The organism is Heliomicrobium undosum (genome assembly GCF_009877425.1).
Classification (GTDB): Bacteria; Bacillota; Desulfitobacteriia; order Heliobacteriales; family Heliobacteriaceae; genus Heliomicrobium; species Heliomicrobium undosum.
This window is the reverse complement of sequence record NZ_WXEY01000002.1, coordinates 119021-146018: the sequence shown is the minus strand read 5'-3', so window position 1 is coordinate 146018 and position 26998 is coordinate 119021. Positions and strand designations below refer to the sequence as shown.

The 26998-nt window shown below is 58.4% G+C and carries 32 protein-coding genes; 25 read left to right on the top strand and 7 right to left on the bottom strand.

Annotated elements, in window-relative coordinates:
* Positions 1–31 precede the first annotated feature (31 nt).
* The 6 genes from GTO91_RS02750 (at position 32) to recJ (ending at position 5158) form a co-directional block, all read left to right on the top strand.
* Positions 32–895, top strand: a complete 864-nt coding sequence (locus GTO91_RS02750) for a response regulator (protein WP_161254509.1) — start codon at positions 32–34, stop codon at positions 893–895.
* On the top strand, positions 885–1349 hold the full coding sequence (locus tag GTO91_RS02745; protein ID WP_161254506.1) for a chemotaxis protein CheX: 465 nt from the start codon (positions 885–887) through the stop codon (positions 1347–1349). The genes GTO91_RS02750 and GTO91_RS02745 overlap by 11 nt, the downstream gene beginning before the upstream one ends.
* A gap of 45 nt (positions 1350–1394) precedes the next feature.
* Positions 1395–1784, top strand: coding sequence for a phage tail fiber protein (locus GTO91_RS02740; RefSeq protein WP_161254504.1), 390 nt, complete (start codon positions 1395–1397; stop codon positions 1782–1784).
* Between the two features lie 75 nt (positions 1785–1859).
* Positions 1860–2498, top strand: coding sequence for a GNAT family N-acetyltransferase (locus GTO91_RS02735; RefSeq protein WP_161254501.1), 639 nt, complete (start codon positions 1860–1862; stop codon positions 2496–2498).
* Positions 2495–3334 (top strand): carbon-nitrogen hydrolase family protein, encoded by an 840-nt coding sequence (locus GTO91_RS02730; protein ID WP_161254498.1) that lies wholly within the window; start codon positions 2495–2497, stop codon positions 3332–3334. Before GTO91_RS02735 ends, GTO91_RS02730 begins: the two co-directional genes overlap by 4 nt.
* A 96-nt stretch (positions 3335–3430) precedes the next feature.
* Positions 3431–5158 carry a single-stranded-DNA-specific exonuclease RecJ gene (gene recJ, locus GTO91_RS02725; RefSeq protein WP_161254495.1) on the top strand — a complete coding sequence of 576 codons (1728 nt, stop codon included), beginning with the start codon at positions 3431–3433 and terminating at the stop codon, positions 5156–5158.
* Positions 5159–5271: 113 nt separating this feature from the next.
* Here recJ and GTO91_RS02720 read toward each other — a convergent pair whose 3' ends face one another.
* Complete coding sequence (locus GTO91_RS02720; RefSeq protein WP_161254492.1) at positions 5272–6501, bottom strand: DNA polymerase IV; 1230 nt, start codon at positions 6499–6501, stop codon at positions 5272–5274.
* The gene (locus GTO91_RS02715; protein WP_161254489.1) at positions 6498–6848 is read right to left on the bottom strand and encodes a hypothetical protein; all 351 of its coding nucleotides are present in this window, start codon (positions 6846–6848) and stop codon (positions 6498–6500) included. Before GTO91_RS02715 ends, GTO91_RS02720 begins: the two co-directional genes overlap by 4 nt.
* Before the next feature lie 205 nt (positions 6849–7053).
* Here GTO91_RS02715 and GTO91_RS02710 point away from each other — a divergent pair, with 205 nt between their 5' ends.
* Positions 7054–7386 (top strand): PAS domain-containing protein, encoded by a 333-nt coding sequence (locus GTO91_RS02710; protein WP_161254485.1) that lies wholly within the window; start codon positions 7054–7056, stop codon positions 7384–7386.
* 311 nt (positions 7387–7697) lie between these two features.
* Here the strand turns inward: GTO91_RS02710 and GTO91_RS02705 are convergent, their stop codons facing one another.
* Entirely contained in the window at positions 7698–8726 is a 1029-nt protein-coding gene (locus tag GTO91_RS02705) for an S-layer homology domain-containing protein (protein ID WP_161254481.1), read from the bottom strand.
* 157 nt (positions 8727–8883) lie between these two features.
* Here GTO91_RS02705 and GTO91_RS02700 point away from each other — a divergent pair, with 157 nt between their 5' ends.
* The 9 genes from GTO91_RS02700 to GTO91_RS02660 all read left to right on the top strand — a co-directional run bounded on the left by GTO91_RS02700 (position 8884) and on the right by GTO91_RS02660 (position 15259).
* Complete coding sequence (locus tag GTO91_RS02700) at positions 8884–9567, top strand: fumarylacetoacetate hydrolase family protein (protein ID WP_161254478.1); 684 nt, start codon at positions 8884–8886, stop codon at positions 9565–9567.
* On the top strand, positions 9554–9739 hold the full coding sequence (locus tag GTO91_RS02695; protein ID WP_161254475.1) for a hypothetical protein: 186 nt from the start codon (positions 9554–9556) through the stop codon (positions 9737–9739). The genes GTO91_RS02700 and GTO91_RS02695 overlap by 14 nt, the downstream gene beginning before the upstream one ends.
* A 219-nt stretch (positions 9740–9958) precedes the next feature.
* Positions 9959–11296 (top strand): LCP family protein, encoded by a 1338-nt coding sequence (locus GTO91_RS02690; RefSeq protein WP_161254472.1) that lies wholly within the window; start codon positions 9959–9961, stop codon positions 11294–11296.
* A gap of 38 nt (positions 11297–11334) precedes the next feature.
* Complete coding sequence (locus GTO91_RS02685; protein WP_161255060.1) at positions 11335–12573, top strand: adenosylhomocysteinase; 1239 nt, start codon at positions 11335–11337, stop codon at positions 12571–12573.
* A 42-nt stretch (positions 12574–12615) separates the two neighbouring features.
* On the top strand, positions 12616–13320 hold the full coding sequence (locus GTO91_RS02680; protein WP_161254469.1) for an HAD family hydrolase: 705 nt from the start codon (positions 12616–12618) through the stop codon (positions 13318–13320).
* On the top strand, positions 13299–13649 hold the full coding sequence (locus GTO91_RS18755) for a DUF3343 domain-containing protein (RefSeq protein WP_407929512.1): 351 nt from the start codon (positions 13299–13301) through the stop codon (positions 13647–13649). The genes GTO91_RS02680 and GTO91_RS18755 overlap by 22 nt, the downstream gene beginning before the upstream one ends.
* Positions 13650–13706: 57 nt before the next feature.
* A complete protein-coding gene (gene pssA, locus GTO91_RS02670; RefSeq protein ID WP_161254463.1) occupies positions 13707–14216 on the top strand; it encodes a CDP-diacylglycerol--serine O-phosphatidyltransferase in 510 nt (169 codons plus the stop codon).
* A gap of 189 nt (positions 14217–14405) precedes the next feature.
* Positions 14406–14612: a hypothetical protein gene (locus GTO91_RS02665; protein WP_161254460.1), complete on the top strand. Its 207-nt coding sequence runs from the start codon at positions 14406–14408 to the stop codon at positions 14610–14612.
* A gap of 71 nt (positions 14613–14683) precedes the next feature.
* A complete protein-coding gene (locus GTO91_RS02660; RefSeq protein ID WP_161254455.1) occupies positions 14684–15259 on the top strand; it encodes a glycerol-3-phosphate acyltransferase in 576 nt (191 codons plus the stop codon).
* 185 nt (positions 15260–15444) lie between these two features.
* Here the strand turns inward: GTO91_RS02660 and GTO91_RS02655 are convergent, their stop codons facing one another.
* Positions 15445–15834: a TIGR04086 family membrane protein gene (locus tag GTO91_RS02655; protein WP_161254451.1), complete on the bottom strand. Its 390-nt coding sequence runs from the start codon at positions 15832–15834 to the stop codon at positions 15445–15447.
* A 55-nt stretch (positions 15835–15889) separates the two neighbouring features.
* Between GTO91_RS02655 and GTO91_RS02650 the strand changes: the two genes are divergently transcribed.
* A complete protein-coding gene (locus GTO91_RS02650) occupies positions 15890–16579 on the top strand; it encodes an SIMPL domain-containing protein (RefSeq protein ID WP_161254448.1) in 690 nt (229 codons plus the stop codon).
* 69 nt (positions 16580–16648) lie between these two features.
* Positions 16649–17095: a Fur family transcriptional regulator gene (locus tag GTO91_RS02645; protein ID WP_407929511.1), complete on the top strand. Its 447-nt coding sequence runs from the start codon at positions 16649–16651 to the stop codon at positions 17093–17095.
* Here the strand turns inward: GTO91_RS02645 and GTO91_RS02640 are convergent.
* Positions 17092–18135, bottom strand: a complete 1044-nt coding sequence (locus GTO91_RS02640) for a DUF2225 domain-containing protein (RefSeq protein WP_161254442.1) — start codon at positions 18133–18135, stop codon at positions 17092–17094. The genes GTO91_RS02645 and GTO91_RS02640 overlap by 4 nt on opposite strands.
* Positions 18136–18273: 138 nt before the next feature.
* Here GTO91_RS02640 and GTO91_RS02635 point away from each other — a divergent pair, with 138 nt between their 5' ends.
* From GTO91_RS02635 to surE, 5 genes are all read left to right on the top strand, one after another.
* Complete coding sequence (locus GTO91_RS02635; RefSeq protein ID WP_161254440.1) at positions 18274–18834, top strand: DUF366 family protein; 561 nt, start codon at positions 18274–18276, stop codon at positions 18832–18834.
* A 4-nt stretch (positions 18835–18838) separates the two neighbouring features.
* On the top strand, positions 18839–19567 hold the full coding sequence (locus GTO91_RS02630; protein WP_235918945.1) for a 7-carboxy-7-deazaguanine synthase QueE: 729 nt from the start codon (positions 18839–18841) through the stop codon (positions 19565–19567).
* Positions 19568–19585: 18 nt separating this feature from the next.
* Positions 19586–20158, top strand: a complete 573-nt coding sequence (gene folE, locus GTO91_RS02625; RefSeq protein WP_161254434.1) for a GTP cyclohydrolase I FolE — start codon at positions 19586–19588, stop codon at positions 20156–20158.
* Positions 20159–20185: 27 nt separating this feature from the next.
* Positions 20186–20686, top strand: a complete 501-nt coding sequence (locus GTO91_RS17940) for a DUF4264 family protein (protein WP_235918943.1) — start codon at positions 20186–20188, stop codon at positions 20684–20686.
* Between the two features lie 244 nt (positions 20687–20930).
* Positions 20931–21722, top strand: a complete 792-nt coding sequence (gene surE, locus GTO91_RS02615) for a 5'/3'-nucleotidase SurE (RefSeq protein ID WP_161254431.1) — start codon at positions 20931–20933, stop codon at positions 21720–21722.
* A 72-nt stretch (positions 21723–21794) separates the two neighbouring features.
* Here the strand turns inward: surE and GTO91_RS02610 are convergent, their stop codons facing one another.
* Positions 21795–22031 (bottom strand): alpha/beta-type small acid-soluble spore protein, encoded by a 237-nt coding sequence (locus GTO91_RS02610; RefSeq protein WP_161254428.1) that lies wholly within the window; start codon positions 22029–22031, stop codon positions 21795–21797.
* A gap of 125 nt (positions 22032–22156) precedes the next feature.
* Positions 22157–23740: a putative polysaccharide biosynthesis protein gene (locus tag GTO91_RS02605; RefSeq protein WP_161254425.1), complete on the bottom strand. Its 1584-nt coding sequence runs from the start codon at positions 23738–23740 to the stop codon at positions 22157–22159.
* Between the two features lie 113 nt (positions 23741–23853).
* Between GTO91_RS02605 and fusA the strand changes: the two genes are divergently transcribed.
* Entirely contained in the window at positions 23854–25884 is a 2031-nt protein-coding gene (fusA, locus tag GTO91_RS02600) for an elongation factor G (protein ID WP_161254422.1), read from the top strand.
* Positions 25885–26134: 250 nt separating this feature from the next.
* Positions 26135–26992 (top strand): PHP domain-containing protein, encoded by an 858-nt coding sequence (locus GTO91_RS02595; RefSeq protein ID WP_161254419.1) that lies wholly within the window; start codon positions 26135–26137, stop codon positions 26990–26992.
* Positions 26993–26998: the final 6 nt, after the last annotated feature.

Genomic DNA, 26998 nt, shown 5'->3' with positions numbered 1-26998 from the left:
ACAAAATAACAGCGGAAAGAGGGGAGCCACCGTGTCCCACGATAAGTACAGGATTCTCATCGTCGACGACTCGCCCTTCAGCCAGTCGATCATCAAGAGTTCCCTCCAGGAAGACCGCTTTCAGGTCGTTGGAACGGCTAGCACCGGTCTGGAAGGGGTCGAACAGTTTCGGGAACTGAAACCGCAAATGGTGACGATGGACGTCACCATGCCCGATATGGATGGGCTGGAGTGTGTCCGACGGATTTTGGATATTGATCCGGACGCCAATATCATCATGATCAGTTCTATGCGCGATCAGGAACTGGTCGGAAGATCGCGTGCGCTCGGTGTTGCTCATTTCCTACAAAAACCCTTCCCTCCGGAAGAACTGAACCGTTTGGCCCTCGACATCCTGCAAAAGCGGGAACAGCATCAGCATGACGCCCATGTTTTCGCTGAACTGTTCCGACAGGCCTTGCAAGACAGTCTCTTGGCCTTGCAATCCGCTCCGGTGACTCTGTCGGAACTTTCCGAGCAGGAATCGGAATACGCCTCCCAGGGTATCGCTGTCGTGATCGGAATCACAGGCGGCAGGTCGGGGAAAATGATCCTCGATTGCGCCCCTGAAACGGCGCTGGCAACGGCGCGCCGCATCCTGCGCAAAGACGATGTGGACGATAACGAGATGCGCTACGCTGTGGCGGAGATCGGCAACATCATCGCCGGCCACGGCGTTTCGCGCATCAACGACCGCACCAGCATCGGCAATCTCCGGCTCACCTCGCCGAGCATTCTCTTCGGCAAGGTGGGGATCATCAATCCTAAAATGATCGGCTTCCGCACAACTGCGCAGACCGGAGAAGGTCCCTGGAACCTGCTGGTCGGCTTTGGAGGTGTTTTCGGTGGACGTTAAACACATCGATCCCTTCCTCGAAGCCCTCCATAATGTGCTGCCCATGCTCGGCTTCCAGCAGATCACCCGGGGAAAGCTCTCTGTCGGCGAGCGTTTCGTCTCCGGCAAAGGCGTGATCGTCCTCATCGGCACGACTGGTGATGTGGCGGGCAATATCGCCTACAACCTGACCGAAGAGGTATCCAAGAAAATCGCTTCGACAATGATGGGCGGCATGCCTGTTGATACCTTTGACGCGCTGGCTCAAAGCGCCGTATCGGAACTCGTCAATATGCTGACAGCCAATGCGGCCATGACCCTGGAAAGCCGGCAAATCAAGATGGATATCTCCCCGCCCACGATTATCCTGGGGCAAAATTCGACAGTCACCATCTGCAACAGTCGGTTTCTCACTGTCGAATACGTCGTGGATGGGATGAAAATCGACGTAAACTTCGGATTCAATCAAAAGTGATCGACGAACGATGAAGGCGGATAGCCGCTCAAGAGGTGAGAATCGTTGGAACGAGAATACCAGGTGGCCCTTTATACGTCGGATCCTGTGCTCATTAAATCTTATTACGGTTCTTATGATTTGGATGAACTTGCTGAGGCGCGTGACGGCGGGTACGCGCGCCAGCCTGTGACCTTCGCCCTTGTCCGGACCGGCGACGGTTACATGGCGCGCAACGTAAAACCGGTGATCTTCCCGGAAGCGACGGCGCCTTGGGGGGCGATCACCCACATGGCCCTCTTGGTTGCTGGAAACCGGGGATTCTGCACCCCCCTCAGTGCCTCCATTGAGGTCCTGGCAGGAGAGACAGTCGAAATCCCTCCTGGTGAATTGGCCTTGCTGATCCCGCAGGAAAGGTGCAATTGCTGTAAAAAGGAACCTGGCCATTCTGCCTGAAGGGCCGCCTGTTCCAAGGCCTGGCGAAGGTGCGCCGGGCCTTTGCATTTGAAAGAAAAGTCGGAGGGGTGTTCCTTGGGCCTCATCGTCCGTCCCTATACATTGGAAGATTTCGAAGGCCTGCTCGATATCCAGCGGGAGGCCTTTCCGCCGCCTTTTCCAGAAGAACTCTGGTGGTGCCGGGAGCAAATCGCCGCCCATGTAGAGACCTACCCAGAGGGGGCTATGGTGGCGGAACTGGCGGGCAAACTCGTCGGATCAGCGACGGCGCTGCTGATCAAGTACGACGGCAAGCCTCATACATGGTCCGAGGTGGCTGACAACGGCTATATCCGGCGCAGCCATCAGCCTGACGGCGACAGCCTCTATGGCATCGATGTCTGCGTTCGGCCCGCCTACCGGGGATGCGGCGTGGCCGGCGCATTATACGAGGCCCGGAAACAACTTGTTATCCGGACGGGGCTGAAGCGCTTTTTGGCCGGATGCCGGATTCCGGGCTTTCACCGCCACGCAGCTGAGATGACCTGTGACGAGTATGTGCGTCGCGTGGCCTCCGGCGAACTCACCGATCTCGTGCTGACTTTTATGCTCAAACAAGGTCTAAGACCGCTGCAGGTGCTTGACGGCTACCTGGACGATGCGGAGTCGCTGAACAAGGCCATCCTGGTCGAATGGCCAAACCCGCGCCTGGCCGGGGAAGGAGCATCGCCATGAAGGAGACAGTAGCCCACGTCGTCCAATACGGGATCAAGCCGATTGCATCGAAGGAAGACTTTTGGCGCCGGGTGGAGGCGCAGATCCGCCAGGCCCAAAAAGAAGGCAGCTCGTTCGTGCTGTTTCCTGAGTACCTGACAGGCCACCTGTTGGCCCTCGTTCCGGCCATGGACCATGACGAGGCCTGCCGCTATCTGGATGAGCACACCGGCGAATACCTGTCCGCCTTCCGCCGTTTCAGCCGGGATACAGGCATGATTATCCTTGGCGGCACCCATATCATCCGGGAAGGGGGCTGTTTTTATAACACGGCCTTCCTCTTTTTCCCCGATGGTAGAGTGGAAAAACAGGCCAAGGTCCACCTCACGCCGGAAGAGCGGCGTGCCTGGAAGCTGTCTGCCGGCGACCAGTTCCAGGTCTTTGACACCCCCTTGGGCCGCCTGGCGATCCTGATCTGCTATGATATCGAATTTCCGGAAGCCGCCCGGCAGGTGGCTGACGAGGGCGCTACGATTATCCTCTGCCCATCCTACACGGACGGCGCCGACGGCTACTGGCGCGTTCGCCACTGCTGCCAGGCGCGGGCCATTGAAAATCAGGTCTATGTGGCGCTGAGCGGCATCGTCGGCAAGCTTCCCCAGGTGCCTCAGATGGATGCCGGGTGGTGCCGCGCCGGTTTCTTCGCGCCTTGCGACTATCCCTTTCCCGATGACGGCGTCCTCGCCTTGGGACGAACGAATGTCCATATGTCGGTCCGGGGTGTCTTGTCCCCTGAGCGGCTACAGGAAAACCGGGAGAGCGGAAAGGTGGCGCCCTTTTTCGATCGCCGCCGGTGACCGTCGGGATTGGCGCCCCCGCTAGCCCCCTATACACGCGCCTACATCAAACACCGTAAAGGTTTTAATTTGAAAAAGCAGACCGGAGGCGACCCCATGCGGTGGATCTTCCCATCAACACAACAGATACCATCCTATCCTGGACTCACCCCTTTTCAGGCGGCGCTGCTCGCCCGGCGAGGGATTGGGCCTGCTGAAGCGGAACGGTTTATCCGTTCCGGCATCGAAGACATGCACGACCCTCGGCAACTAAAAGGCGCTGCCGCTGCGGCAGCGATCATCGGTGACGCCATCGACCAGCAAGTTCCCATCACCGTGTACGGCGACTACGACTGCGACGGTGTCACCGGAACGGCGCTCCTGGTGGAGAGCCTGACCAAATTGGGCGCCTCGGTAGACTGGTACATCAACAGCCGTTTCGTAGAGGGATTCGGCATGCACCCACTCGGCGTCGAAGAGATCGCGCGAAGGGGAACGCCCCGGTTAATCATCTCCGTCGACAACGGGATCAGCGCCGGCGACGCCGTCCGACGAGCCCGGGAATTGGGGATGCAGGTCGTTGTCACCGATCACCATGAACCAGGCGAAGAACTGCCGCCGGCTGACGCCATCGTCAATCCGAAACAGGCCGGTTGCGCTTATCCCGAGAAACACCTGGCCGGGGTCGGCGTAGCCTTCAAGGTGATGCAGATCCTCTTCCAGGCAGCGGGGAGACCGCGCGAAATCCTGCGCTCCCTCGACCTCGTCGCCCTCGGCACAGTGGCCGATGTGATGCCTGTGACGGGAGAAAACCGTATTTTCATCAAAAACGGCCTGAAGTTGACCAACTGGGGCAACCGGACGCGGATCGGCCTGCAAGCCATCAAGGATGCCGCCGACCTGAAGGGGGAGGTGAACGCCCACTATCACCTCGGCTTCATCTTCGGCCCCATGCTCAATGCCACCGGCCGCATCGACGGCGTGCCCGCAGCGGCGGTGGAGCTCCTGCTGACACCGGACCGCAGTCGGGCCGCCGGGTTGGCTGCCCAACTGCGGAAGGTCAACGAGGAGCGGCAGGAACTGACCCGCCGCCAGACCGAGGCAGCCCTCGACCAGGCCCGGGCGCAGGGCGAGGGATCGCCGGGATTCATCGTCGTCTATGACCCGTCCTTCCACGAGGGGATCGTGGGGCTGATCGCCTCCCGGCTCAAGGAGGCCTACCACCGGCCCGCGCTGGCGCTCACCGACAGCCACGAAGCAGGCGTCCTCAAAGGCTCTGTCCGTAGTGTCAAGGGCTTCTCCGTCAAGGACCACCTCGTCGACGGCTGCGCCGACTTGCTGCTCAAGGGCGGTGGCCACGAGATGGCAGCCGGCTGTTCTCTGGCCAAGGAAAACCTGGCCGCCTTGCGCCGCCGCCTCGATGCGGCAGTCCGCCAAATGCCGGCCGATCTCTTCGTCCCCACGGTGGATATCGATTACGTCCTGGGCCCTAACAAAATGGACAGGGCGCTGGTGGCACAGATCGAGGGGTTCGCTCCCTACGGCGCCGGCTTTCCCCGGCCCAATTTTCTCCTGGCGCCTTTTCGGCCCGAGCAGGTCCGCTTTATGGGCCGGGATGGCAGCCATCTCCGCCTCAGCGGCCAGGGGGTGACTGCCATCGGCTTTAACCAGGCCGAGGCCTTCCGTCAGGCCAACCCCCAAGGAACGCTGGCCCTTCTCGGGCTGCCGGAGGTCAACGATTACGACGGTTCCCTCCAGTTCCGCCTGCGCAATGAGGGCTGGCGGGATCTGGCCGATCTTTCCGGTGATACCGGCTTCCCCAAGGACGTCGAAGCCGCAGGATAACAGGCATCGCCAGGGCGACAGGCATTTTTACCGAGGCGCAAGCATCATCAGCGCAACAAGGTCAATGGTCATCGAAACAACCGCTCTCACCGCCCCATGTCGCCTACTGGTCATTACCGGTAATGGCCGCCGATCTTTACGGCGCGATCCCGGGCCTGGCTGGACGGCAGGAGGGAGGAGGCGCGGACGATGGCCGTCGTTCCCAGGGCGTCGCGGATGCGGTCCATAGTCCGGCTCACCCGGTCCTGCCGATCCATGTCACGGAACAGTTCCTGCTGGAGGGCGCCGTCTTCTTCAAGACCGCTCAGGTCCACGGTGACCGTGCGGACAGGGCGGCCGTCCCAGTGCCGGCGAAAGAGCAACTGCGCCTTTTCAAAAACCGCCCCCGACAGGTTGGAGGGGGAGGGCAGGGCCGTCTGGCGGTAGAACCCCCGTGTCAGGTCATAAGCGCGCAGGCCGACGGAGACGGTCCGCCCTGCCTTGCCCAGTTTACGCGCCCGCCGGCAGACCTCATCGGTCAACTCCAGCAGCACCAGTTCAATGTCGTCGCTGTGGTGGTAGTCGCGGGGCAGGGTGATGGAGTGGCCGACGCTCTTGGCCTGTTCCAGCGAGTCCGGGCAAACCGGCGAGCAGTCGCGCCCCCAGGCCAGGTTGTGGTAGACGGCGCCGCGAAGACCGAAGCGCCGCGTCAGGTAGTGGACGGGGTAGTGGGCCAAATCGCCGATGGTGAGCAGGCCCATGTTGCGAAAATGCCGCTCCATCCGCGAGCCCACCATGAACATCTTGCCTGTCGGCAGGGGATGCAGCTTTGCTTCCACATCATCGGCCCTCCAGAGCGCCACGCCGGAGGGGCTTTTTTTCGCCTCCACGTCACAGGCCATCTTGGACAGGAACTTGTTGGGGCCGACGCCGACCGAGCAGGGGACCTTTACCGCCTCCCAGACCCTTTGCCGGAAAATCCCGGCCGCCTCAACGGCGTCACCCCAGATGTGTTCGGCGCCCCGCACGTCGATGAACAGTTCGTCCACGCTGTAGGGCTCCACCAGCGGCGAAAGGGTGCGGGCGATCTGCTGGATTTGCCAGGATACCTCTAAGTAAAGACTCATGCGCGGGCGCACACAGACCGCGTCAGGGCAGATCGCCCGGGCCTCGCCGACGGTCATGGCCGTCTTTACTCCGCGACGCTTGGCTTCCCGGGAGGCGGCCAGGATGATGCCATGCCGCCGTTCCGGATCGCCGCAGACGAGCACCGGCTGTCCCCGCAAGGTCGGGTTGTGGGCCATCTCGACGCTGGCATAAAAGGAATTCATGTCCGCCAGAAGGACCGTCGGCTCAACCTTCACGGCTCTTCCGCCCCCACGATGGCCTCAATGGCCAGCCCATCGACCGTACCGGCCCGGCGCCAGCGCAACGTTCCTGGCGGTTGCCCTACACTCAAGGGGATGCCGGTGAGCTTCTCCAGCCGGCCCTCGCGGTTGACGAGCAGCGTGATGGCGCGGCCTGCATCGCGCGCTGCGAGGACCAGCGCCTGGATCTCCTCCAGGTATTCTTGGGTGGGGCAAGGAAGCGGCATGGAGCGAGCCGCTTCCCGGGCACTCTCAACAGCGCCAGCCCGGTGTTCCGGCAGGATCATGCGGGATCCCTGCCAGAGCCGGTTGTGGGTGAAAAAGGCGCGGGTGCGTTCATCCAAGGCGTTCCCTCCTTTATTGGAACATATATTCTCAGAACATCAGTTCTATTATACGAACATAAGCTCCCATTGTCATGGGGAGCGGGTTAAAAAAACAGCGCCAGATTTATCCACCTGTTTATCTGGTGTTGACTCCGAAAAAACAAAACTGAGAGAAACACAAGATTAAGAGAACAGGGGACTTTAAAAAGGGAGGAGTATAATCATGGAACCCTGGAGTGAAGGACTACCTGCAGCAATCACCGTTTGCGACCGCGAAGGTGTCATCGTGGCGATGAACGAACAGGCGGGCCGCCTCTTTGCCAAGAGCGGCGGGAAGGACCTGATCGGAAAAAACCTATTGGATTGCCACCCCGAGAAGGCCCAGGCCAAGATCCGCGATCTGATGGAGCAACAAAAAGCCAATTGTTACACCATCGAAAAGAACGGGGTTAAGAAAATGATATACCAAGCCCCCTGGTACGCTGATGGCGAGTATCAAGGGCTTGTGGAAATGGCCTTTGAAATTCCTTATGACATGTCTCATTTCAAGCGATAGACAAAGGAACCCGGTTTCCTGCTCCCGAAGAGGAGGGAAACCGGGTTCCCTTTTTTCGACCGGATCTTACCCGCACGCTGTTGTTTCTGCGAATGCCCATGCCAGTCTGAATTAATGTGTATCCTTGTCCGCCTTGATATCGTTTTTCAGTTTATCCAACTATTTCTCCAGTTCCTGCGTCTGCAGCGGCAACCTTCGGGGGTAGGAAATTAAAAAGCCCCCGGTAAAAACCGGGAGCTCTAGGGTCCGGTGTGTCAGTCCGTCGACGTTACATAGGGTTTCTATTTCCGACGGATTGCTGCGTAGAATTGTTATTTCTGTCGTGAGGCATTGCTGTCGTAGAGGCGTTCGAGCAAAAGGAAAGCCTCTTCCCGAGTAATGGGAATCTCCGGGTGAAAGGTGCCATCGGGATAACCCTTAGCCATCCCCTTGGCGGATGCGGCGCTCACCGGTCCCAAGGCCCAGGAGTTCTCTAGATCGGCGAATGCCGGCGACAACGGGCTGTCCCACTGTTGCGCCCGAGACACCAGGGTGATGGCCTCCGCTCGGGTGATACGTTCATCCGGCGCCAGCCGTTGCTCTGGGCGGCCGATCACCAGTTTTTCCTTCACAAGGCCGGCCACGCGGTCTCGCAGTTCCGGCTTCGTTTTACCCGCATCGACAAAAGGGCGCAACCGTTCCGCTTGCTCGCCCGTAACGCTCTCCTCGATCCCCTTCAACGACGGGGAGACGTCGATAAAATAGGAGAAGAACTCCTGCCGGGTCATCCCATCGGCCTGCTCGCCATCTTGGGCCGGCCAGGTCACCATCTCGGAGATGCGCACCATGCTCAGATCCTTTGAGTAAAAGGTGAATTCTACGAAGGGAACCCCTTTGGGGCGCATGTTGGCGATTTCCACCGTCAAGGAACGAGACGTGGCCGATACAAGGCGAAGGGCCGGTCGATCTCCTTCCGTGGCAATGGAGTTAACCAACCAGTTGATCATGGATGGGCAGGACACATACTTGTCCAGCGTTTCCGCCGTCGGAACCTGCATATACTCGATACCAAAGGGCAAGGTTACCGTGATCCGGCTGCCCACACCGACAGACTGCGGTCCCTCAGAGAGCGCAACAAGAAAGACGGAACGCAAAGACTGATTATCGCCAAAGTTTACTTGCGGAACCGATGTGGACAAGTTTTCACTCGTCATCGTTCCAGCGGATTGGACGGCGACCGGTTTCCATGCACCGGGCTTGTCTGCGTCCTCAAAGCGGAGACGAATATCGCCTGCCTCAGCCATGCCTGCGCTGAGGGTCAATAAGGCCCATGTCGTTAAAAATAGCAGCCGTTTTCGCAACAGATTCCCTCCCAAATCCTCTTATGCAATAGTCAGACAATTAGGGTTGCATGTATTTACTTCGCACTTTTTCTATTTTTTCCTCCTTTTTTAGTCAGAAGGCTTACGAAAAATGCTTGTTTTTGCTATGATTTTCTTGACGAAAAGAGGCGTTAAGATGAAAGATATCCGAAATATCTACTGTGTGGGAAGAAATTTTCCACTCCATGCCGCTGAACTAGGCAACGCGATTCCTGAAAGGCCGCTGATTTTCTCGAAACCGACGCACGCGCTGGCCTTGATGGACGGCAACACCCTGCATCTGCCCGGAACGAAAGGCAGCCTTCACTTCGAAGCCGAACTGGTCCTCCGGATCGATCGCCCCTACCGAAAAGGGAGCGCCGCCGATATGTTGATCGGCGCCATGGCGCTCGGCATTGATTTTACCTTGCGGGATCAGCAGGAGGAGTTAAAGCGCAAAGGTCGCCCCTGGCTCGAGGCGAAGGGGTTTCCCAATTCGGCTGCCCTGACGCCCTTTATCCCCTTTCCCGGCGTGGCGGCGCTCGCTGCGGAGGACTTCACCCTTACCCGCAACGGCGTGGAAACGCAACGGGGCAATGTGCGGGACATGCTCTTCAATGTGCAGGAAATCATCGATTTTTGCGCCGAATCTTTCGGTATCGGTCCCGGAGACATCATCTTCACGGGGACGCCGGCCGGTGTGGGACCCGTCACATCGGGCGACACCTTTCACCTTTATTGGGGAAAGCGATGCCTCGGCCACTGTTCCGTTTGCTTGGATCACCCCGAGGCGGGTATAATGGTGGTAAAAGAAGGGAGGGGAGCTCATGGCCCTCTGTGACAAGTGCCGGGAATGTCGCCGCGACAAGGAGGATGAGTTGGAACGCTTCCGTAAAAACTATGTGGATGGCGGTGTCGTCGAGAAATCTCCTCAGTGCAAAGACTGCGACAACGTGGAAGGCGACGATCTGGAACGGTGCCTGGTCTGCGGCGCCGTGATTGGAAACAAATAAAAGGCGATGGAACAGGAGGCGCAAGCCTCCTTGTTTCTTGCGCGCTTCGCCCGCCTTCACGGCCGGGGGGCGAAGCGCTGCGATCGGCCGTCGCTTTGAAAATCTTTATTAACAGAACCGTTTTCGTGGTAGAATGATGGGCGACATCTTTTTCATCGCCACGCGACACCAGACACGAACAAACTACGCTTCGCAGAACGATTCAAGGCAGGTGATTCGATGCAGAAATGGCAGGCCAGACCCAGGCTGATGATCTTTTTCGGTCTCATGCTGCTCCTGGGGGTGACGGCAGGGGTTACATACGGGATCTTGAGTCCCGATCTTTCCCTGCGCGATCCTTTCAACCCCGACGGACCCTTGACGGAATCAGAAATCAAGCGGCGGATGAATGTGCTCCTACTGGCCGTGGACAACCGCCCCGGAGAATTGGATGGACGCACTGACACGATCATCGTCGCCAGTGTTGATCGTCAGGATAAAAAGCTCTATCTCCTTTCCATCCCCCGTGACACCCGAGTCAAAATAAGCGGCCACGGCATGGACAAGATCAACGCGGCCCACATGTACGGCGGCGTCCCCTTGACACGGAAAACAGTGGAGGAACTGTTGGGGATACCGATCGACTACTACGTAAAGACCGATTTTAACGGCTTTCGAGAGATCGTCGATACGCTCGGCGGCGTAGAAATCGATGTCGAAAAAAACATGTACCACAATGAAGGAAATCCGGAAGATTTAATTAATTTAAAAAAGGGTCTCCAAAGGTTAAGCGGCAAAGAGGCGCTCCAGTATGTCCGGTTCCGCTCAGACGAACTGGGTGATATCAGCCGGACCCAACGGCAGCAAAAATTCCTCCACGCCCTCGCCAAACAGTCCTTGCAGGTCAATACGGTATGGAAGCTCCCGGCCCTCGTTCCTCAAATGGTCAACTACGTCGAGACCAATCTGGGCGCCGGTGATCTCGTCTCCCTGGCGATCAAGGCCAAGGACTGGAACGCAGGCAACATTATCGCCCACACCTTGCCGGGGAATTTTGTCACCCTCAACGGCGTCAGCTATTGGCAGGTCGATCCCACGAAGTCCCGCCAGGCTGCCCTTGATTTCATGCGTGGCGTCATCAGCACCTCAATCATCGACGAAAGCATCGTCGTCCTTGAAAAACCGAAAGAAAAACCGAAAACAGCGGATGATGAAGCAAAGCCGGAAGCCGACCGGGTGCAGCACCCTGTCTTAGAGTCTCAACCGGGTGACAAAACCGGTGCTGAGCAGGCGGGAAAACCGGCCGCTCTTCCCGGGGCGAAGGACATCCTAGAGCAAAAATCCGGAACCGGGAACCCCAGCACCCCTCGGGCACCCGGCGCCCCTGACGCTCAGGGCAAGTTGCCAACCCCTCCGGACACCCCCAAGAACCCGCAACAGCCTGGTTCTTCCATCACCCCACCAGCGCCGTCGCGCCTGCCCGATGCTCTCAATCCGACTGCGCCCAATCGCGTCATCCCTGGCGCCCCTCCGGTCCCTACCGATGTTCAACCGCCCTCCAGCAGCGGGGTTGAGTAAACAGTACTATTCTTGAGGAGGCTTTATTTGTGGATTCGATGATTCGCGACATCAACCTTGCCCCCCAGGGTCAGCTGAAAATCGACTGGGTCGACCAGCACATGCCCATCCTGAACCAGGTCAAGAGAGACTTTGCGCAGCGCAAGCCCCTAGCCGGCAAACGGGCTATCATCTGCCTGCACCTGGAAGCCAAAACGGCCTACCTGGCCTTGACCGTCAAAGCCGCCGGCGCCGAGGTGGCCGTCTGCGGTTCCAACCCGCTCTCCACCCAGGACGACGTGGTCGCCGCCCTGGTGAAAAACGGGGTGACCGCCTACGCCTGGCACGGCGCTACGGACGAAGAATACAAGATGCACCTGAATAAAGCCCTCGATTTCCAGCCCGACATCCTCATCGATGACGGCGGCGACCTGGTGGCCACCCTCCATGCGGAACGGCTGGAGCAGGCCAAAGGGATTATCGGCGGCGCCGAGGAAACGACGACAGGCATCCTCCGCCTCAAGGCGCTCGCCCGGGAAGGCAAACTCACCTTCCCCATGATGGCCGTCAATGACGCCCAGATGAAGTACCTCTTCGACAACCGCTATGGCACCGGCCAGTCTGTCTGGGACGGCATCCTGCGCACGACTAACCTGACCGTCTGCGGCAAGGTGGTCGTTGTCGCCGGCTACGGCTGGTGCGGCAAAGGCGTCGCTGCCCGGGCCAAAGGCTTGAACGCCCGCGTTGTTGTCACCGAGATCGATCCGATCAAAGCCAACGAAGCGCTTATGGACGGCTTTGAAGTCATGCCCATGGTTGAAGCCGCCAAACTGGGCGACATCTTTGTCACCGTCACCGGCAACCGCGATATCATCCGCCGGGAACACCTCGAGGTGATCAAGGACAAGGCCATCCTCAGCAACGCGGGACACTTCGACGTGGAAGTGAACAAGGAAGACCTGCGGGCCATGGCCACGAGCGTCCGCACCGCCCGCAAAAACATCGAAGAATACGCCTTCCCCGACGGTCGCAAGGTCTACCTGCTCGGCGAAGGCCGCCTCGTCAACCTCGCCTGCGCCGACGGGCACCCCGCCGAGGTGATGGACCTGACCTTCGCCCTGCAGGCGTTGTCTCTCGATTACCTCGTCGCTAACCGCGACAAGATGGAACCGGGCGTCTTCTCCGTGCCGGATTCGATCGACCGCAAGGTAGCCGAGTACCGTTTGAAAGCCCTCGGCGTTTCCCTGGACGAATTGACGGAAAAACAGGCCAAGTACCTGGCCAGTTGGGCCGAATAAGCTTGTCTGAACAGGCTTCATGTGACAGGGGAGGAGAAGCGGATGCTCGTTTTCTTCGATGTGGACGGCACCCTCACATCAGGACCCAACGTGTGGGAGGTTATCTACCGGCGCCTCGGCTTGTGGGAGTCTGCTGGGATCCCTATTCAGGAGGCCTTCCTGAAGGGGGAGATAGACTATCGGGAATTCGCCGCCCAAGACGCAGCCCTTTTTGCCGGTACCCCTGTTGAAGCGCTCGATCAGTGGATCTCAGAAATCCCCCTTCGGCCGGATGCAGTGGAAGCCCTTGAGCGCTTGCAAAATAACGGTTGCCGAATCATTCTCTTGTCGACCGGTTTGACCGCCCTGACGGACCATCTGGCGAAGCGCTTTGGCGCCTTCGCCAGCATGGCCAACGAGTTGGAGGTGGTCGATGGCAAGCTGACGGGACGCGTCTTCGTTCACGTGTCTGCTGATGACATCCACAGGGACAAAGGAGCCTGGGTCCGCCGTTTCTGTAAAAAGCACCGGGTGAGTATGGAAAGGACATCGGCTATTGGCGATTCCTCTGGTGATATTCCCATGTTCCGCCAGGCAGAACTGCCGATCCTGTTCAAGGCAACCGATTCCCTGATCGACGAAGAGCCGGTCCTTCACGCCATCCCCGGCATTCTTCAAGTCTCTACATTGCTTGAGGCCGCTCAAGCAATTATCGATTTTGTCCAGCCAAGCCGTTACTGGCTGGGGTGGAGGAGCAATGCCCGCTGAGCGAATCATACGGTGATCCGAAAACCCTTTGGCGCCAAAAAAACTATCCCTTGATCACCTTTCTCTCCCCCCAAGAAGCCATGGCCGCTGAAGACAGGCTGAAAGCAGAGACAATCTGTTGCCTCGTCGTTCCGACGCCACGCGAACTGGGGGAGGGATGTGGCCTCTCTATCCGGATCTTCCCCGGTGATGTGGAACGTTGCCGAGGCGTTTTGGGGAAGGGGAGTATCAAGGCGCGTTTTTATGCCTGGAATGGACAAACTGCTCACTGGCGCGAAATATTCGGAGAAAAGCCCCTGCACCTTTTGCCGGGGCGGGAAAAATGTTAGAATAGACCTAATGAAATTTAGATCTGCCGAGCGGCTCCAGCCATGGAGGTTTAGTTGATGAATCATAAGGCGGCCATTCCCAATGCCTTCACACTCTCCAACCTGTTGTTGGGAATCCTCTCCATCGTCTATACCATGGACCAAAACTACAGCATGTCCGCCATCATGATTCTGCTTGCCGCCGTCCTAGATGGGATGGATGGCCGGGTGGCCCGGAAGCTCGAAGTATCATCGGCATTCGGGAAAGAACTGGATTCCCTTTCCGACCTGGTTTCCTTCGGGGTGGCCCCAGCGATTCTCGTCTACGCGGCACACCTTGAGGTGCCCTACCAGTACTTCGGCCTGGCCATCGCCATCATCTTTGCTCTTTGTGGCGCCGTTCGCTTGGCCCGGTTCAATGTCCTCAACATCACGACCCACTTCCTGGGCATCCCTATCACTGTCGCCGGTCCTTTGATGGCGATTTTCTCCCTCGCCGGAAACCGCCTTCCCACGCTTTTTTTTCCTGTCGCCATGCTGCTCCTGGCGGGACTGATGGTGTCGAACCTGAAAGTGCCCAAGCTCTGACAACTGAGGCGAAAAGGCAAAACCCCTGGCCCGCGCCAGGGGTTCTTTCCACCATAGAATAGACAAAGAATGCGGAAGCCCTCTTCGCTGGTTAGGCTAGCCGGGAAGGGACCATCTTGCCGGCAGGGGACTTCCGCACTCCTAGTATATCCCTGCTCGTCAAGCTTCATACAGGGAGGTGAAGGCGGCATGAAAATTCCCTACTGCGAACGCTGCGGCGCCACTGATACGCAGGGGGCGGTCTGCGGGCACTGCGATACCATGTACTGTTACGATTGTATGGAGAAAAAGCAGATCAACATGTTTGTCTGCAAAAAGTGCGGGCGTTTTATCTGCGCCGCCTGCCGGACCGGCATGGACGATTGCGGCCAAGTGCCTGTCGGCCAGGAACGGTAACGCCAAAGGGGTACGCATAGCCGTCAAGACCGGAGCATACACATTACTACCGTATTTTGGGAGGAATGGGTGTGTTTACGGTCTTGACGCTTTTTATCTGCGCTTACCTGCTCGGCGCCCTTTCGCTGCCCTACTGGGTCGGCCGGTTCAAGGGCAATCTGGCTGCCGCTGATTACGGTCCCGGCTCGATCGGCCCCGCCAAACTGCTGCGCCTGACGGGACCGGAGAGCATGGTCGCCGCCCTCCTGGCTGAACTCGCAAAAGGCTGGCTGATCGGCTGGTTGACCGTTTTCTTCCAAGCCGGAGATTTGACCCGGTGGATGACCGCCTTGTTCTTGTTGGTGGGGTATGCTTGGTCGCCGGTGATCGGCGGGCGAGGGGGGAACGTCTGGATTCCATTTACGGGTTTTTTGCTCCAGGTTGCGCCTTCGCTGGGCCAGTGTTCGCTTGCCGTCGCCTTGTCAGCGCTGTTGCTGACACGCTCACCCAATCTCGCTGCCTTTGCGGCGCTGTGGATCGTGCCTATCGTGGCCTGGATGAAGGGCTTTCCTGCTTCTGCATTGACTGTAACGGCAGTCGCAGCCGCCATCGTAGCCTTTCAATTTTGGTTGATCCGCTGTCACCGACAAAGGGAATCGGCAATATAATAGGGAAGAACGTGAGAGGTCAGCGACAAAAAGGGGTGAACGCCATCATGCGGATTTACTTTGTCCGGCTGCCGGGTTTTTTGCGGACATTGCTCTTGAAGGTATGGGGATAAGAAGCGGCGGGGAGAGGCAGGCCTCTTCCCGTTGGCTTTTTTTCGACCCTGTGATAAGATGACGGAGGATGCTCATTCTTTCCAGGCGATCCCGGCGATGCCGCCGGCGGAACCGCCGGCCAGGGCGTAGAGCATTTTTTTCCACCATGCTGTCATCGGGAAGGCCGGGGCCGGCACGAAATATCCGACGACAACGGTGAAAGCGAAGAAGCTTAACCCCGCCAGCAAGCCGTAAATCAATCCCCTGGCGCCGGCCTTCCGGGAAGCCACCCAGCCGGCTCCCAGCGCGCAGAGTCCATAGGCGCTATGGACAACTGGCATGATGTATCGCTCGGACAAGCTGGTAAAGAAGAAAAAGAGGACAAGCAGCACGGAAACGCCCAGCGACGCCGCCAGGGCGTAGCCCGTTCCGACCAAAACGGGAGTCGCCGACAGGGTTGCCGGCTCATTTTGTTCTGCCATCGGGTCCACCTCCTTGCCACCACTTTATTCACCGGCGCTTCCGTTTAGGACGAGATTGCAAGACACAGGAGGACTGATCGCCACGAAGAACCGTTCGACCGCCAATAAAATCGCCCTTATTTTTTTCTCCATCATCGTGCTGACTGCTTTTTACCTATCCACCCACCGCGTCCCTGCGCCCCCGCTCGATTCTGCTATCGCTGTCGATCCCCGCGATGTCCACATCAAGGTGACGGGAACATCCGATCTGCCGGCAGAGCAGTGGCGGCTGACCGTGGCTGTGCAACAGGGAGGACGTACATCAACAGAGGCAGAGCAAGCCATGAGCCGGGCCGTCGATAAACTGCTTAACAGCATGGCCGGCGCGGGCCTTTCCCCTGACAACATCAACTGCATCGATCAGAAGTTAACGCCGCAGTGGTCTGTCGCGGGCGCCAGATCTCCCCAGGGCTATATCGCCGCATCCACCATCGAAGTCAACCGCATCCCGGCGGAACAGCGGGAAGCGATCCTGTCTACTGTGCTGTCCAATGGCGCCAACCAGATCATCAAAACGGAACCGCTGCCCGCTGGCAATGCTGATGCGCAAAAACTGGCCGTCAAAGCCGCTCTCGATGACGCCCATCGTAAAGCGAAAGCCATCGCTGCCGGCATGGGGCGGGATTTGGGGGACGTAGTCTCCATCGACCAAGCGGAAATGGATGGACATCTTCAATTGACGGTGCTTTACCGGCTGAAGTTTTAAGTTTGACAGCACTTTTCCAGGACGGGTATAATGAAGAGAGAGAGTATTCAAGAGTCAGGGGGCCCGGCATTGGACCGCTTCCAGGATTTGTGCGAACGGCTCCACCAGAAAGAATACAAGCTGACACCCCAGCGCAAGATTATCCTGCGCGCGCTGTTGAACGGCGATGATGCCCATTTGAGCGCTGAAGACCTCTACGGCATCGTCAAGCAGCAGAACCCGGAGATCGGTTTAGCTACTGTTTACCGGACCTTGGAACTGCTTGCCGAGATCGACGTCCTCCAGAAGATTGACTTCGGCGATGGACGCCTTCGCTATGAACTGGCCAGCGAGGAAGCACACCATCACCATCACCTGATCTGCACCCGTTGCGGCAAGGTGCTGGAATTTGAGGATGACCTGCTTGATTCTCTCGAACAAGCCATCCAGCGCCGCAACCAGTTTCGCATCCTCGATCATCAATTGAAGTTCTTCGGCGTCTGCAAGGAGTGCCAACAAGCAGAAACCAGGGATTAGCTCCCTGGTTTCTCTTTTTGCATGGCCTCGATGAACCGCTGGCGCAGCCCATCTTCATCGGTGAAGCCGCGCACTTCCGGCCAGGCTTCCATGGCCGCGCCCAGCAACGCCCGCAACACCGTCTCTTTGTCCATGAAGACCTTGCCCTCTGCATAGGGAACGGCGCTCAAGCGCTTCAACCAGTCCAGTTCGTCCTCATAGAGGGTCACGTTGAAGCGGATTTTCGGCCCCAACCGCTTTCGGGTCGTCTTCGCCATGTCTCGCTCATTCGATTCGGTCGACTGCGCGTTAACGAACTGACCGGATCCGGGTTCAGCCGGCGGCAGAGTCTCACTAACCTCAACCTGCCCAGACCCGGATTCCTGCTCGCCAGCCTTATTCTGTTCCCTGGCCAGGGACCATTGCTGCCGGGCCAGGCGCTCGATCTCCGGCTCTTTTTTCACGTCCGGATGCATGGCCGCCTTGGCCAACCAGCGAACCGCCTCGGCGTATTGACCCAATTGGCGGTACAGTTCCCCGATCAGGTACATGAGCGTCACCGTGCTCGACTTGGCGTTGCGGTCATCACCGAAAGCGGCTTCGTAGAGACGCAGCGCCCCTTCCGTATACCTACGGTCCAAATCATTCCATCCCATATCCCTGGCGATCCAGGCAACCCGCAAAGTCAAAGGCGCTTGGAGGCTTGCCGGCGCTCCGCCGATCTGAGCCGTGCGCAGGGCCAACTCGAAGGTCCGCAGCGCCGTCTCGGGCGTACGGATTCCAGAAAAGTCAGGCTCCGGGCTAAAGGCGTCGAGCAAGCCCCGGCGAAGTTGCAGCCTGTCGCCGGTCACCTGGTCAAAACGGTTTTCCAGGGCGGCATACTGGCAGGCCGGACAGACAAACACCTGGTAATGTAACGGGTTGATCCCCTCAAAGACCGTTCGAAAGTCAGGCAAGCGCTCCTTGACACGGATGGAAGAACTGCGGATCCGGGTAGCAGCAAACTCCTTGCCACAGACGGGACAGGTTTTTCGTTGTGTAAAAAAAGCGTCAGCGTTCATGATTCTCTCTCCTTAAGTAAATCCTCTTCCTTGCCTTATTCGGGACGCCAGTCCCTTCTCCTGCCCAAAGGTGGTTTTCGCACCGCCGATTCAGTGATAGAATGAAAAAACGGGGAAAAAGGAGAGGAGTAGTGACCGGTGCTGAAGACATACTATCATCCAGAACCGATGACCTACGATGGAACCCAACTGCGCTCCCTATGGACATACCGTCACTTTCACATCATGGGGGACAGCATCGTCGCCTTCCGAGGGCCCTGTAAAGTCGGCCTGGACAAGATGGTCGATCTGGAAGATGTTCTCGTCGGTGACAGCATCTACAGCGCCGAGATGCTGCACTTTATCATCGAACATTTCGATATGGACCTTGAGAAGACGGTCTACCGGCAGCGCCTCTTCATGGCCATGATCAAAGAAGATCTGGAAGAGGTCTGCGGCGGCGCCCTGATTCGTCGCGGCGACGACCTCTATTGGCGGGAAAAGAAACTCTCCGTCTCTATCGCTACCTTGTCGCCCGTGTCCACCCTGATCCATGTAGGGTTGAACCTGCGGACAGAGGGGACGCCGGTGCCGACGGCTTCACTGGGGCAGATCGGGGAAAAGGACCCTGAGGGATTTGCTCGCCGTCTGATGAATCAATACGCCGCCGAAGTGGCTGATGTCTATCTCGCCCGCTGCAAAGTTCGAGGAGTTGAATAATTCATTGCCTACGGCCGATCTCGTCGAAATTATGGTATCCGCTCAGGGGGAGGGACCCTGGATCGGTTGCCGGCAGGTCTTCTTACGTTTTTTCGGCTGCAACCTCTGTTGTTCCTACTGTGACACCCCGGGTAGCCGGGGCCCGCGTCCATCGGCCTGCCGGATCGAAAAGGAACCCGGCAGCAGCCTCTTTGATCTCTGGGAAAATCCAGTCACAGCGGATCGGGTCGCCGAGTACCTTCGCCATACCGTTCCCATCCATTCTGTCAGCCTCACCGGAGGAGAACCGTTGCTGCATGTCGAATTTATCCAACAGTTGATCCCATTGCTGGGAGCGCAGCGACCCGACCTGTACCTGGAAACGAACGGGACGCTGCCTGAACAGTTGGCCCTCATCGTAGACGACCTGGATTATGTCAGCATGGACCTCAAGACGCCCCTGGACAACCACTGGGATCTGCATCGCCCTTTTTTGCGCATCGCCTCCCGCAAAAAGGGGTATGTCAAAATCGTTATTACCCCGGCTACGGCAGTTGATACGGTGCAGCGGGCGGCTGCGATTATCACGGAAGAAGCCCCGCATTTTCCGCTGGTGTTGCAGCCTGTCACGGGAAAAACGGGACTGCCCCTGACCGTCCCGGGCCACCTGCTCAACCTGCAAGGAGCCGCCCTGTCCATCCACCGCGACGTCCGCATCATCCCTCAGGTCCATCCGATTTTGGGTATCTTATAGAAATAGCAGGTGAAATACATGGATTTGATGAAGATCGAAAAGGCTGTCCATATGATCCTTGAGGCCATCGGCGAGGATCCCCAGCGGGAGGGTCTGGTGGATACGCCGCGCCGGGTCGCTCGCATGTACCAGGAGATCCTGGGCGGCCTGGAGGATGATCCGAAACGCCATCTGGAAGTGATCTTTACAGAAGAGCATGAAGAGATGGTGTTGGTCAAGGACATTCCCTTATACTCCGTCTGTGAACACCATCTGCTGCCCTTCTACGGTGTCGCCCATGTGGCCTACATCCCCCGTTCCGGCGTGATCACCGGTTTAAGCAAATTGGCTCGCCTGGTGGAAGGGTTTGCAAAACGTCCTCAGTTGCAGGAGCGCCTCACCGCCCAGATCGCTGACGCGATCGTGGAAAAGCTGAATCCCCAAGGTGTGCTCGTCATCATCGAAGCCGAACACATGTGCATGACCATGCGTGGTGTCAAAAAACCCGGCTCGCGGACGGTGACCTCGGCGGTGCGAGGGATCTTCCGGAGCCGCCCGGCGACGCGCAGCGAAGCCTTTTCCCTGATCCGCAGTTCGCGGAACCTTCCTTAACAAAATGCTGAGCCGGGAGGAATCGCGATGGCCCACAGGCTCTTTACATATGGCACGCTGATGGACCGCGACACCATGGAAGGCTTGCTCGAACACAGCGCCGGCGTCGCCCGTCCGGCCATCCTGGCCGGCTACCAGTCATACCCCTCCGCTTACGGCTACCCCTATATCCTACCGGTTCAAGAGGGAGCGGTGGAGGGGGTGCTCTGGAGCGGTCTCAGCGATGAAGACCTGCTTCGCACCGACGAGTACGAGGGCATCCTCGATGAGAGCCCTATGTATTTCCGGAAATCGATCACCTTGGACGTCGATGGACAACCGGTAGAAGCCTGGGTCTATGTAGGCATCCCGGAGGCCTTCACCGACGTTTCTGTCGATTTTGAACCGCTGGCGACAAAGGAGATTCCCGCTAACGTCGACATGTACGCCCTGGTCGATTTCCTCAACGACACCTTGAAGGACAAAGGTCTGCTCTTTGGGGTGAGAAAAAACGGCGAGACGATGACCATTTCCATCTACGAGGTATAAGATATAGTAAAGTTTTCCATCGATGGATCTCGTTGGGGGATGTCTCCATGATCGACCTGGATCTCTGCATCAATTGTTTCCTCGATTTGCAACCGTCCCAATGGGAAATCATATGGGCACGGGATTCGCGGTATATCCTTCGATGTCCCCGGTGCCGCGCCTTTCATTCCTGGGCGCCCGGGATCGGACTCTGGATCGGTCCGGGAAAAGGCGGCTCGGGTAGCGCCCGACTGGAGGAAAAACGTTGCGCATTCTACTGACCAATGACGACGGGATCCACGCGCCCGGTATTCATGCCTTGTGGCGCATCTTCGATGATTGGGCCGACATCTTCGTGGTCGCTCCCGATACGGAGCGGAGCGCCACCGGTCACGGAATCACCGTTCACCAACCCCTGCGTGTGGAAAAGCTGTCCTTTGCCAATCCTCATTGTCACGGTTGGGCCGTCAATGGCACGCCGGCCGATTGTGTCAAACTGGCCATGGAGGAACTCCTGAAAGAACCGCCTCACATTGTCATCTCAGGCATCAACCGCGGCCCCAATCTGGGAACCGATGTGCTCTACTCCGGCACCGTTTCGGCCGCCATGGAGGGAGTCATCTACGGCGTCCCGTCGATCGCCGTTTCGGTCACCGGCTGGCACACAGTGGACTACACCGTTGCCGCCGAAACGACCCGCTTGCTCTGCGAGAAACTGGTGGCGCGCGGGCTGACGCCGGATACCTTTCTCAACGTGAATGTGCCTGATCTGCCCCGTGAACGCATCGGCGGCATCCAGGTGACGAAACTGGGAAGCCGGCGCTACCAGAACATCTTTGACAAGCGGACTGATCCGCGTGGCCGCACCTACTACTGGATGGCGGGAGAGGTCCATGACGTTGACGCAGGTGAAGGCACCGACATCCAAGCCGTCAATGCCGGCGCCATCTCAGTGACACCGATTCATTTCGACCTCACCAACTACTCCCTAATCCAGGAGGTATCGGATTGGCTCGGCCGGGAATCTTCTCCCTTCGCGACAAAAAGGAAGGCCTAGCCTTCCTTTCGCGCTCTGTTCTGTCCGGTTTACCTGTCAGCGCCTTCAGTCACTCGTTGATCGGCTGGTCCGTTACGACGTCGTTCCGTTGCCGTCCTGAACCAACAACGCCTCGGCCCGGCGGACCATGGCCTTCACCATGCTGCCCCCAATCTTGCCCCCCACACGGCCGCAATCGCTGGCCGTCAAAGCGCCCCAGTAGCCGTCGTGGATTTTTGGTGTCAGCCCCAGTTCCTCGGCAATCTCGTACTTAAAAGTATCGCGCACAGACTCGGGAAAGATCTTTTCTCTCGGGAAAAACTGGGCCAAGGGGAACCACCTCCTCCGTGTCCCTAGTGTCTTCCACCGAGTTTTCCGCTATGACGGGCAAATCATGGGGCATCCACTGAAAAACGGATGGTCAAGCAGGCGCCTCCACATTTGAGGGCGCCTGCTCATTTTTTCCGGATCCATCCAAGCAACCAGACCCCTCCCGGAAAACTGCGCAGATCGGCAGCGGTCAAACCTCCATATGCAGCCAGCGTGACAAAGTAGAGTACACCCGAAATAGCGACCATCGCTGACAAGACCATTACTTCCGGCAGCCCCGCGAAGGCGGTTGCCTGAAGGCACACCCATAGGCCGGCGGCCACGACGAGAGCGGCGGGAAGGGGCAGCAGGGAAGAAGACAGTTCCCTTCCCGTGAGACCGAGTCGCCGGTGAAACCAAAAAAGATGCAACAAAGCCGCCAGGATGTTGGAAATCGTAAAGCCGAAGGCGATGCCATTCAGACCGACGGAAGGCAGGGTGGCCAGGGAGAGAAAGAGGCCAACGCGGAGCAATGACGTGGCCACTGTGACGAGGAGTGGGAAAACGACCATTCCCAGCCCTTGCAAGATTCCACCGGTGGTGCTTTGCAGGTAGAGAAAAGGAGCGCCCCAAGCCAGGATCTGCAGCGTATCGCCCATATGGTCCAAACCGAAAAACAGCGACGCAAAGCGATCACCGATGATGCCGAGCAACACCGCCGCCGGCCAGCCGATCACCGCCGTCAGGCGCAGCGCCTTGACAGCCCGGTAGCGCACCGTCCGCTCCTGCTCGAGGGCCCAACTCTCGGCGATGCCGGGCACAAGGCTGACTGATAGGGGCGCCGTGAATACGGCAGGAATAGCGATCAGGGGAACTAGGCCACCGACGAGACCGCCGAAGGCGGTTGTCGCCTCTGACGAGGATAGACCCGCTTGTTGCAGAACGCGCGGGATCAGGTAGGCGTCAAGACCCATGATCAGGCAGGCCACGATCCGAGAGGCGGCTACCGGGCAAGCCACCGGCCAGAGTGAACGCAGCGCCTGCCCCGCGTTGATCGTTGCCTGGGCGCGGCGACCAGCCCAGAATAGCTTGAGCCGGCTGAAGAACAAGGGACCTGCAAGGATCAGCAGGGTAACCAAACCGAACAGTTCCCCGAGGGTGATCCCCAAGGCCATTCCGGCAGCCGCCCAACCGGCGCCGCGGGGCAGCAACGCCAGCGCTAGGGAGATTCCGCTGACGATGCGCACCACCTGCTCGACAAAAGAGGCGATCGAGGATGGCGCCATCTCCTGCATTCCTTGACAGAAGGAACGGATCGCCGAGGCAAAACTGATCAGCACGATGCTGGGCAAGAGAGGCCAAAAGGCGGCCACAGCGCGATCATCGGCCACCAGCGCCGGAAAGAGGGAGCGGGAAAACAGGAATGCCGCAGCCGTCACCGTTGTTCCGCCGGCAGCCAACAGCAGCACGGACACCTTCATCAGGCGTAGCACATTGCCCCAGCGGTTATAGGCAGCTTCCTCGGCGACTCTTTTCGTCAACGCCACCGGGATGCCAAAGGTGGCTGCCACCAGTAAGAGGATATAGACGGGATAGATCATCTGAAAGAGCCCCACTGTCTCTGCGCCAATGTATTTCATCAGTACAATCTGGTTATAAAAGGAAAGCAAGCGGTTCAACAACGTAGCCGCCATCAGGACGAGGGTGCCATAGGTTAAGGCGGTGGCCATGGCCCACCTCCTAAAAATTCAGTATGTTCCTACAAAAGTGAAAAGGATTTTTATGCCTTAACGTATAATTAATAAAATAGTTCGAATTATCGCTAGCGAAGGAGGGTTCCAGTTTGACGACACCGAGAGAAGCCATACGCAACATCGCTGTTCTCGCCCACACCGGCGCAGGAAAGACCTCTTTGGTGGAATCGATGCTGTTCAATGCGGGGCTCGTCAACCGGAAAGGTCGAGTTGAAGACGGCAACACAACGACCGATTACCTGCCCGAGGAAACGAAGCGAAAAGTGAGCATCCAATCGGCGATGGCGCCGATCAAATGGCACGGGGCAAAACTGAATATCATTGATACACCGGGATACAGCGATTTTTTTGGCGAGGTCATCAGCGCCGTATCGGTCGTCGAAGGGACCTTGCTGGTCGTCTGCGGCGTCAGCGGCGTCCAGGTCCAGACGGAAGCGGCCTGGCAGTTGAGCCAAGACAAGGGGCGTATCCCTGTCGTTTTTATTAATAAACTGGATCGGGAGAACTCGAACTTTGGCAAGGCGCTGGAGCAGTTGCGCGAACTCGGAGGTCCCCAGGTTCTGCCCCTGCAGTGGCCCCTTGGCGCCGCTCCCCAGTGGCAGGGGATGATCGACATCCTCGACGGCTCCTTTGTCCCGGCCAATCCTAAGGTCAAAGATATGCCGGCTTTGTCCACAGAAGAATCGGAGAGCATAAAAAGCTGGCGCAACAAGTTGGTCGAGGCCATCGTCGAGATTGACGAGGAACTGCTGATGCGCTACCTCGATGGCGAAGAGATTGACCTGGAAGAACTCCGTCCGGCCTTAGCGGTTGCCGTCAAGGAAGGCAAGGTCGTCCCCGTCCTCGGCGGCGCCATTAACGCCGATGGGGCCGTCAAGCGCCTGCTCGATGACCTGGTCGCCCTGCTGCCTGCGCCTCTCGATGAGGAAGGGCAGGAGCCGGCCGCCGGCGCGCCCTTAAAAGCCCAGGTCTTTAAGACCGTCATCGACCCCTACCTGGGCAAAGTCAACTTCGTCCGCGTCTACCAGGGTACACTGCGTGGAGATACGCCGCTCTACAACGGCACGAGTCAAAAAGAAGAAAAACCGGCAGCGCCGCTGTTCATGACCGGCAAGAACCAGCAGCCCGCTGACGCAGCCGGCCCTGGCGAGATCATCGCCCTTGTGAAACTCCAACATACCCATACAGGCGACACGTTGTTTGCCAAAGGCGCCGGCCTAGCGCCGCTCACGCCCATCGAATTCCCCCCTCCCAGCCTGTCCATGGCCTTCCACCCGGCCACCAAAGCCGATGAAGACAAACTGGGCATGAGCCTGCAACGCCTGTTGGAGGAAGAGCCCTGCTTAAAAATTCACCGGAACACGGAAACGAAAGAGACCATCCTGACCGGCATGGGCACCCTACACATGGAGGTCTGCGTCGAACGGTTACAGCGCAAGTACGGCGTCAATGTGACCACCAGTTGGCCCAAGATCCCCTACCGCGAGTCGGTCCGCAAAACGGCCAAAGCCGAAGGAAAACATAAAAAGCAGACCGGCGGCCACGGCCAATACGGCCATGTCTGGCTGGTCATGGAACCAAAGCATGACGGCGATTTCGAGTTCGCCGAATCTATCTTCGGCGGCGTGGTGCCGAAAAACTTTATACCCGCCGTCGAAAAGGGGGTTCGCGAAAGCCTCCTGGAAGGGGCGCTGGCTGGCTATCCCGTCACGAACATCAAGGTCAACCTCGTCGACGGCTCCTACCATCCCGTCGACTCTTCGGAACTCTCTTTTAAGATGGCGGCCCACAGCGCCTTCAAAAAAGGCATGGAGATGGCCGATCCCTACCTGCTCGAACCAGTGATGCAGGTGGAGATCAATGTGCCCGAGCACTACCTGGGCGATATCCTTGGCGACCTGAACAGCCGCCGGGGCCGCGTCCTCGGCAGCGATATGGTTGGCAAGCGCCAGATCATCCAGGCCCTAGTGCCCCAGCAGGAACTGATCCAGTTCCCCCTGCAACTCCAGGCGATTACCCACGGCCGCGGCAGCTACCGTGCCCAATTCCACTCGTACCAAGAGGTGCCTGCCCGACTGGCCCAGACCGTCATCGAATCGGCCCGCAAGAACGGCCACTGACAGGGCACACCATTGGCTTGATTCCTTATAACCCCCGTATCAAGGAGATCTGGCAGTTCCGTCATTGGCCCACCATGGAAGGGGAAGAACCTTAACGATTCATCTATCAAGGGGAGACCGTGAGCAGAGGGGGGACCCTCTGCTGCGGGCTCCCCTTATCGTCTTCATCGGTTTTTGCGTTATGAAAAAAGGTTTTTTTCTCATCCACAGGGAATACATGAAGGAAAACGCGGGGACAGGGGAAAAGCCTATGACCATCGACCTCCATCTCCATACGAAGGTCTCCGACGGATTGCACAGCCCCATGGAAATCCTCGACATGGCAGTCCAAGCAGGATTGACCACGCTGTCGATCACCGATCACGAATCCATCGAGGGTTGTCTAGAAATCACCGGCGCTGCGGAAAAAAAGGGCATCCGCGTCATCCCCGGCGTGGAACTGCTCGTCACATACGCAGGCGATGAAATCCACCTGCTCGGCTACGGCATGGACCTGACCGACGGTCCTTTCCTGGAGCGACTGGCCGAACTCCGTCAGGCACGCAATATCGTTGCCGAGCAGACGGTTCGAAACCTGCAAAAACTGGGCATCCCTCTTGCCTGGGAAGACGTAGTGTCCATCGCTCACCCGCGGGGCGCCATCAGCAAGGGACACATCGTCCACGCCTTGCACCTGGGCGGCCTGTTGACCCACCCCGCTCAGGAATTCATCCGCCTCTATCTCTCCCGCGACGGGCTGGCCCACGTAAAATACGATTGTAACAGCTTTGACCAGGGTGTGGAGATGATCCGGGCTGCCGGCGGGGTGCCTATCGTGGCCCACCCGGGATTGATCCACACACAATCGCTGCTGCCGGAACTGCTACTTCGCCCTGATGTAGGGTTGGAGGTTTTTTACGGCTACTACGGTCCCAACCGGGAGCGGTGGATCGAGGATTACCGCCGCATTGCCGAGGAGAAAAACCTGGTCATGACGGGAGGGACTGATTACCACGGCCCCTTCGCTCCCTTCAAACCGGGAAGCGTGCCCGTTCCCGAGTGGGTCGTGCCCGATCTGGACCGGGCCATCATGATGGCCAAACAGTCTCGACAAGCCGCCGGAGTGTGATAGACT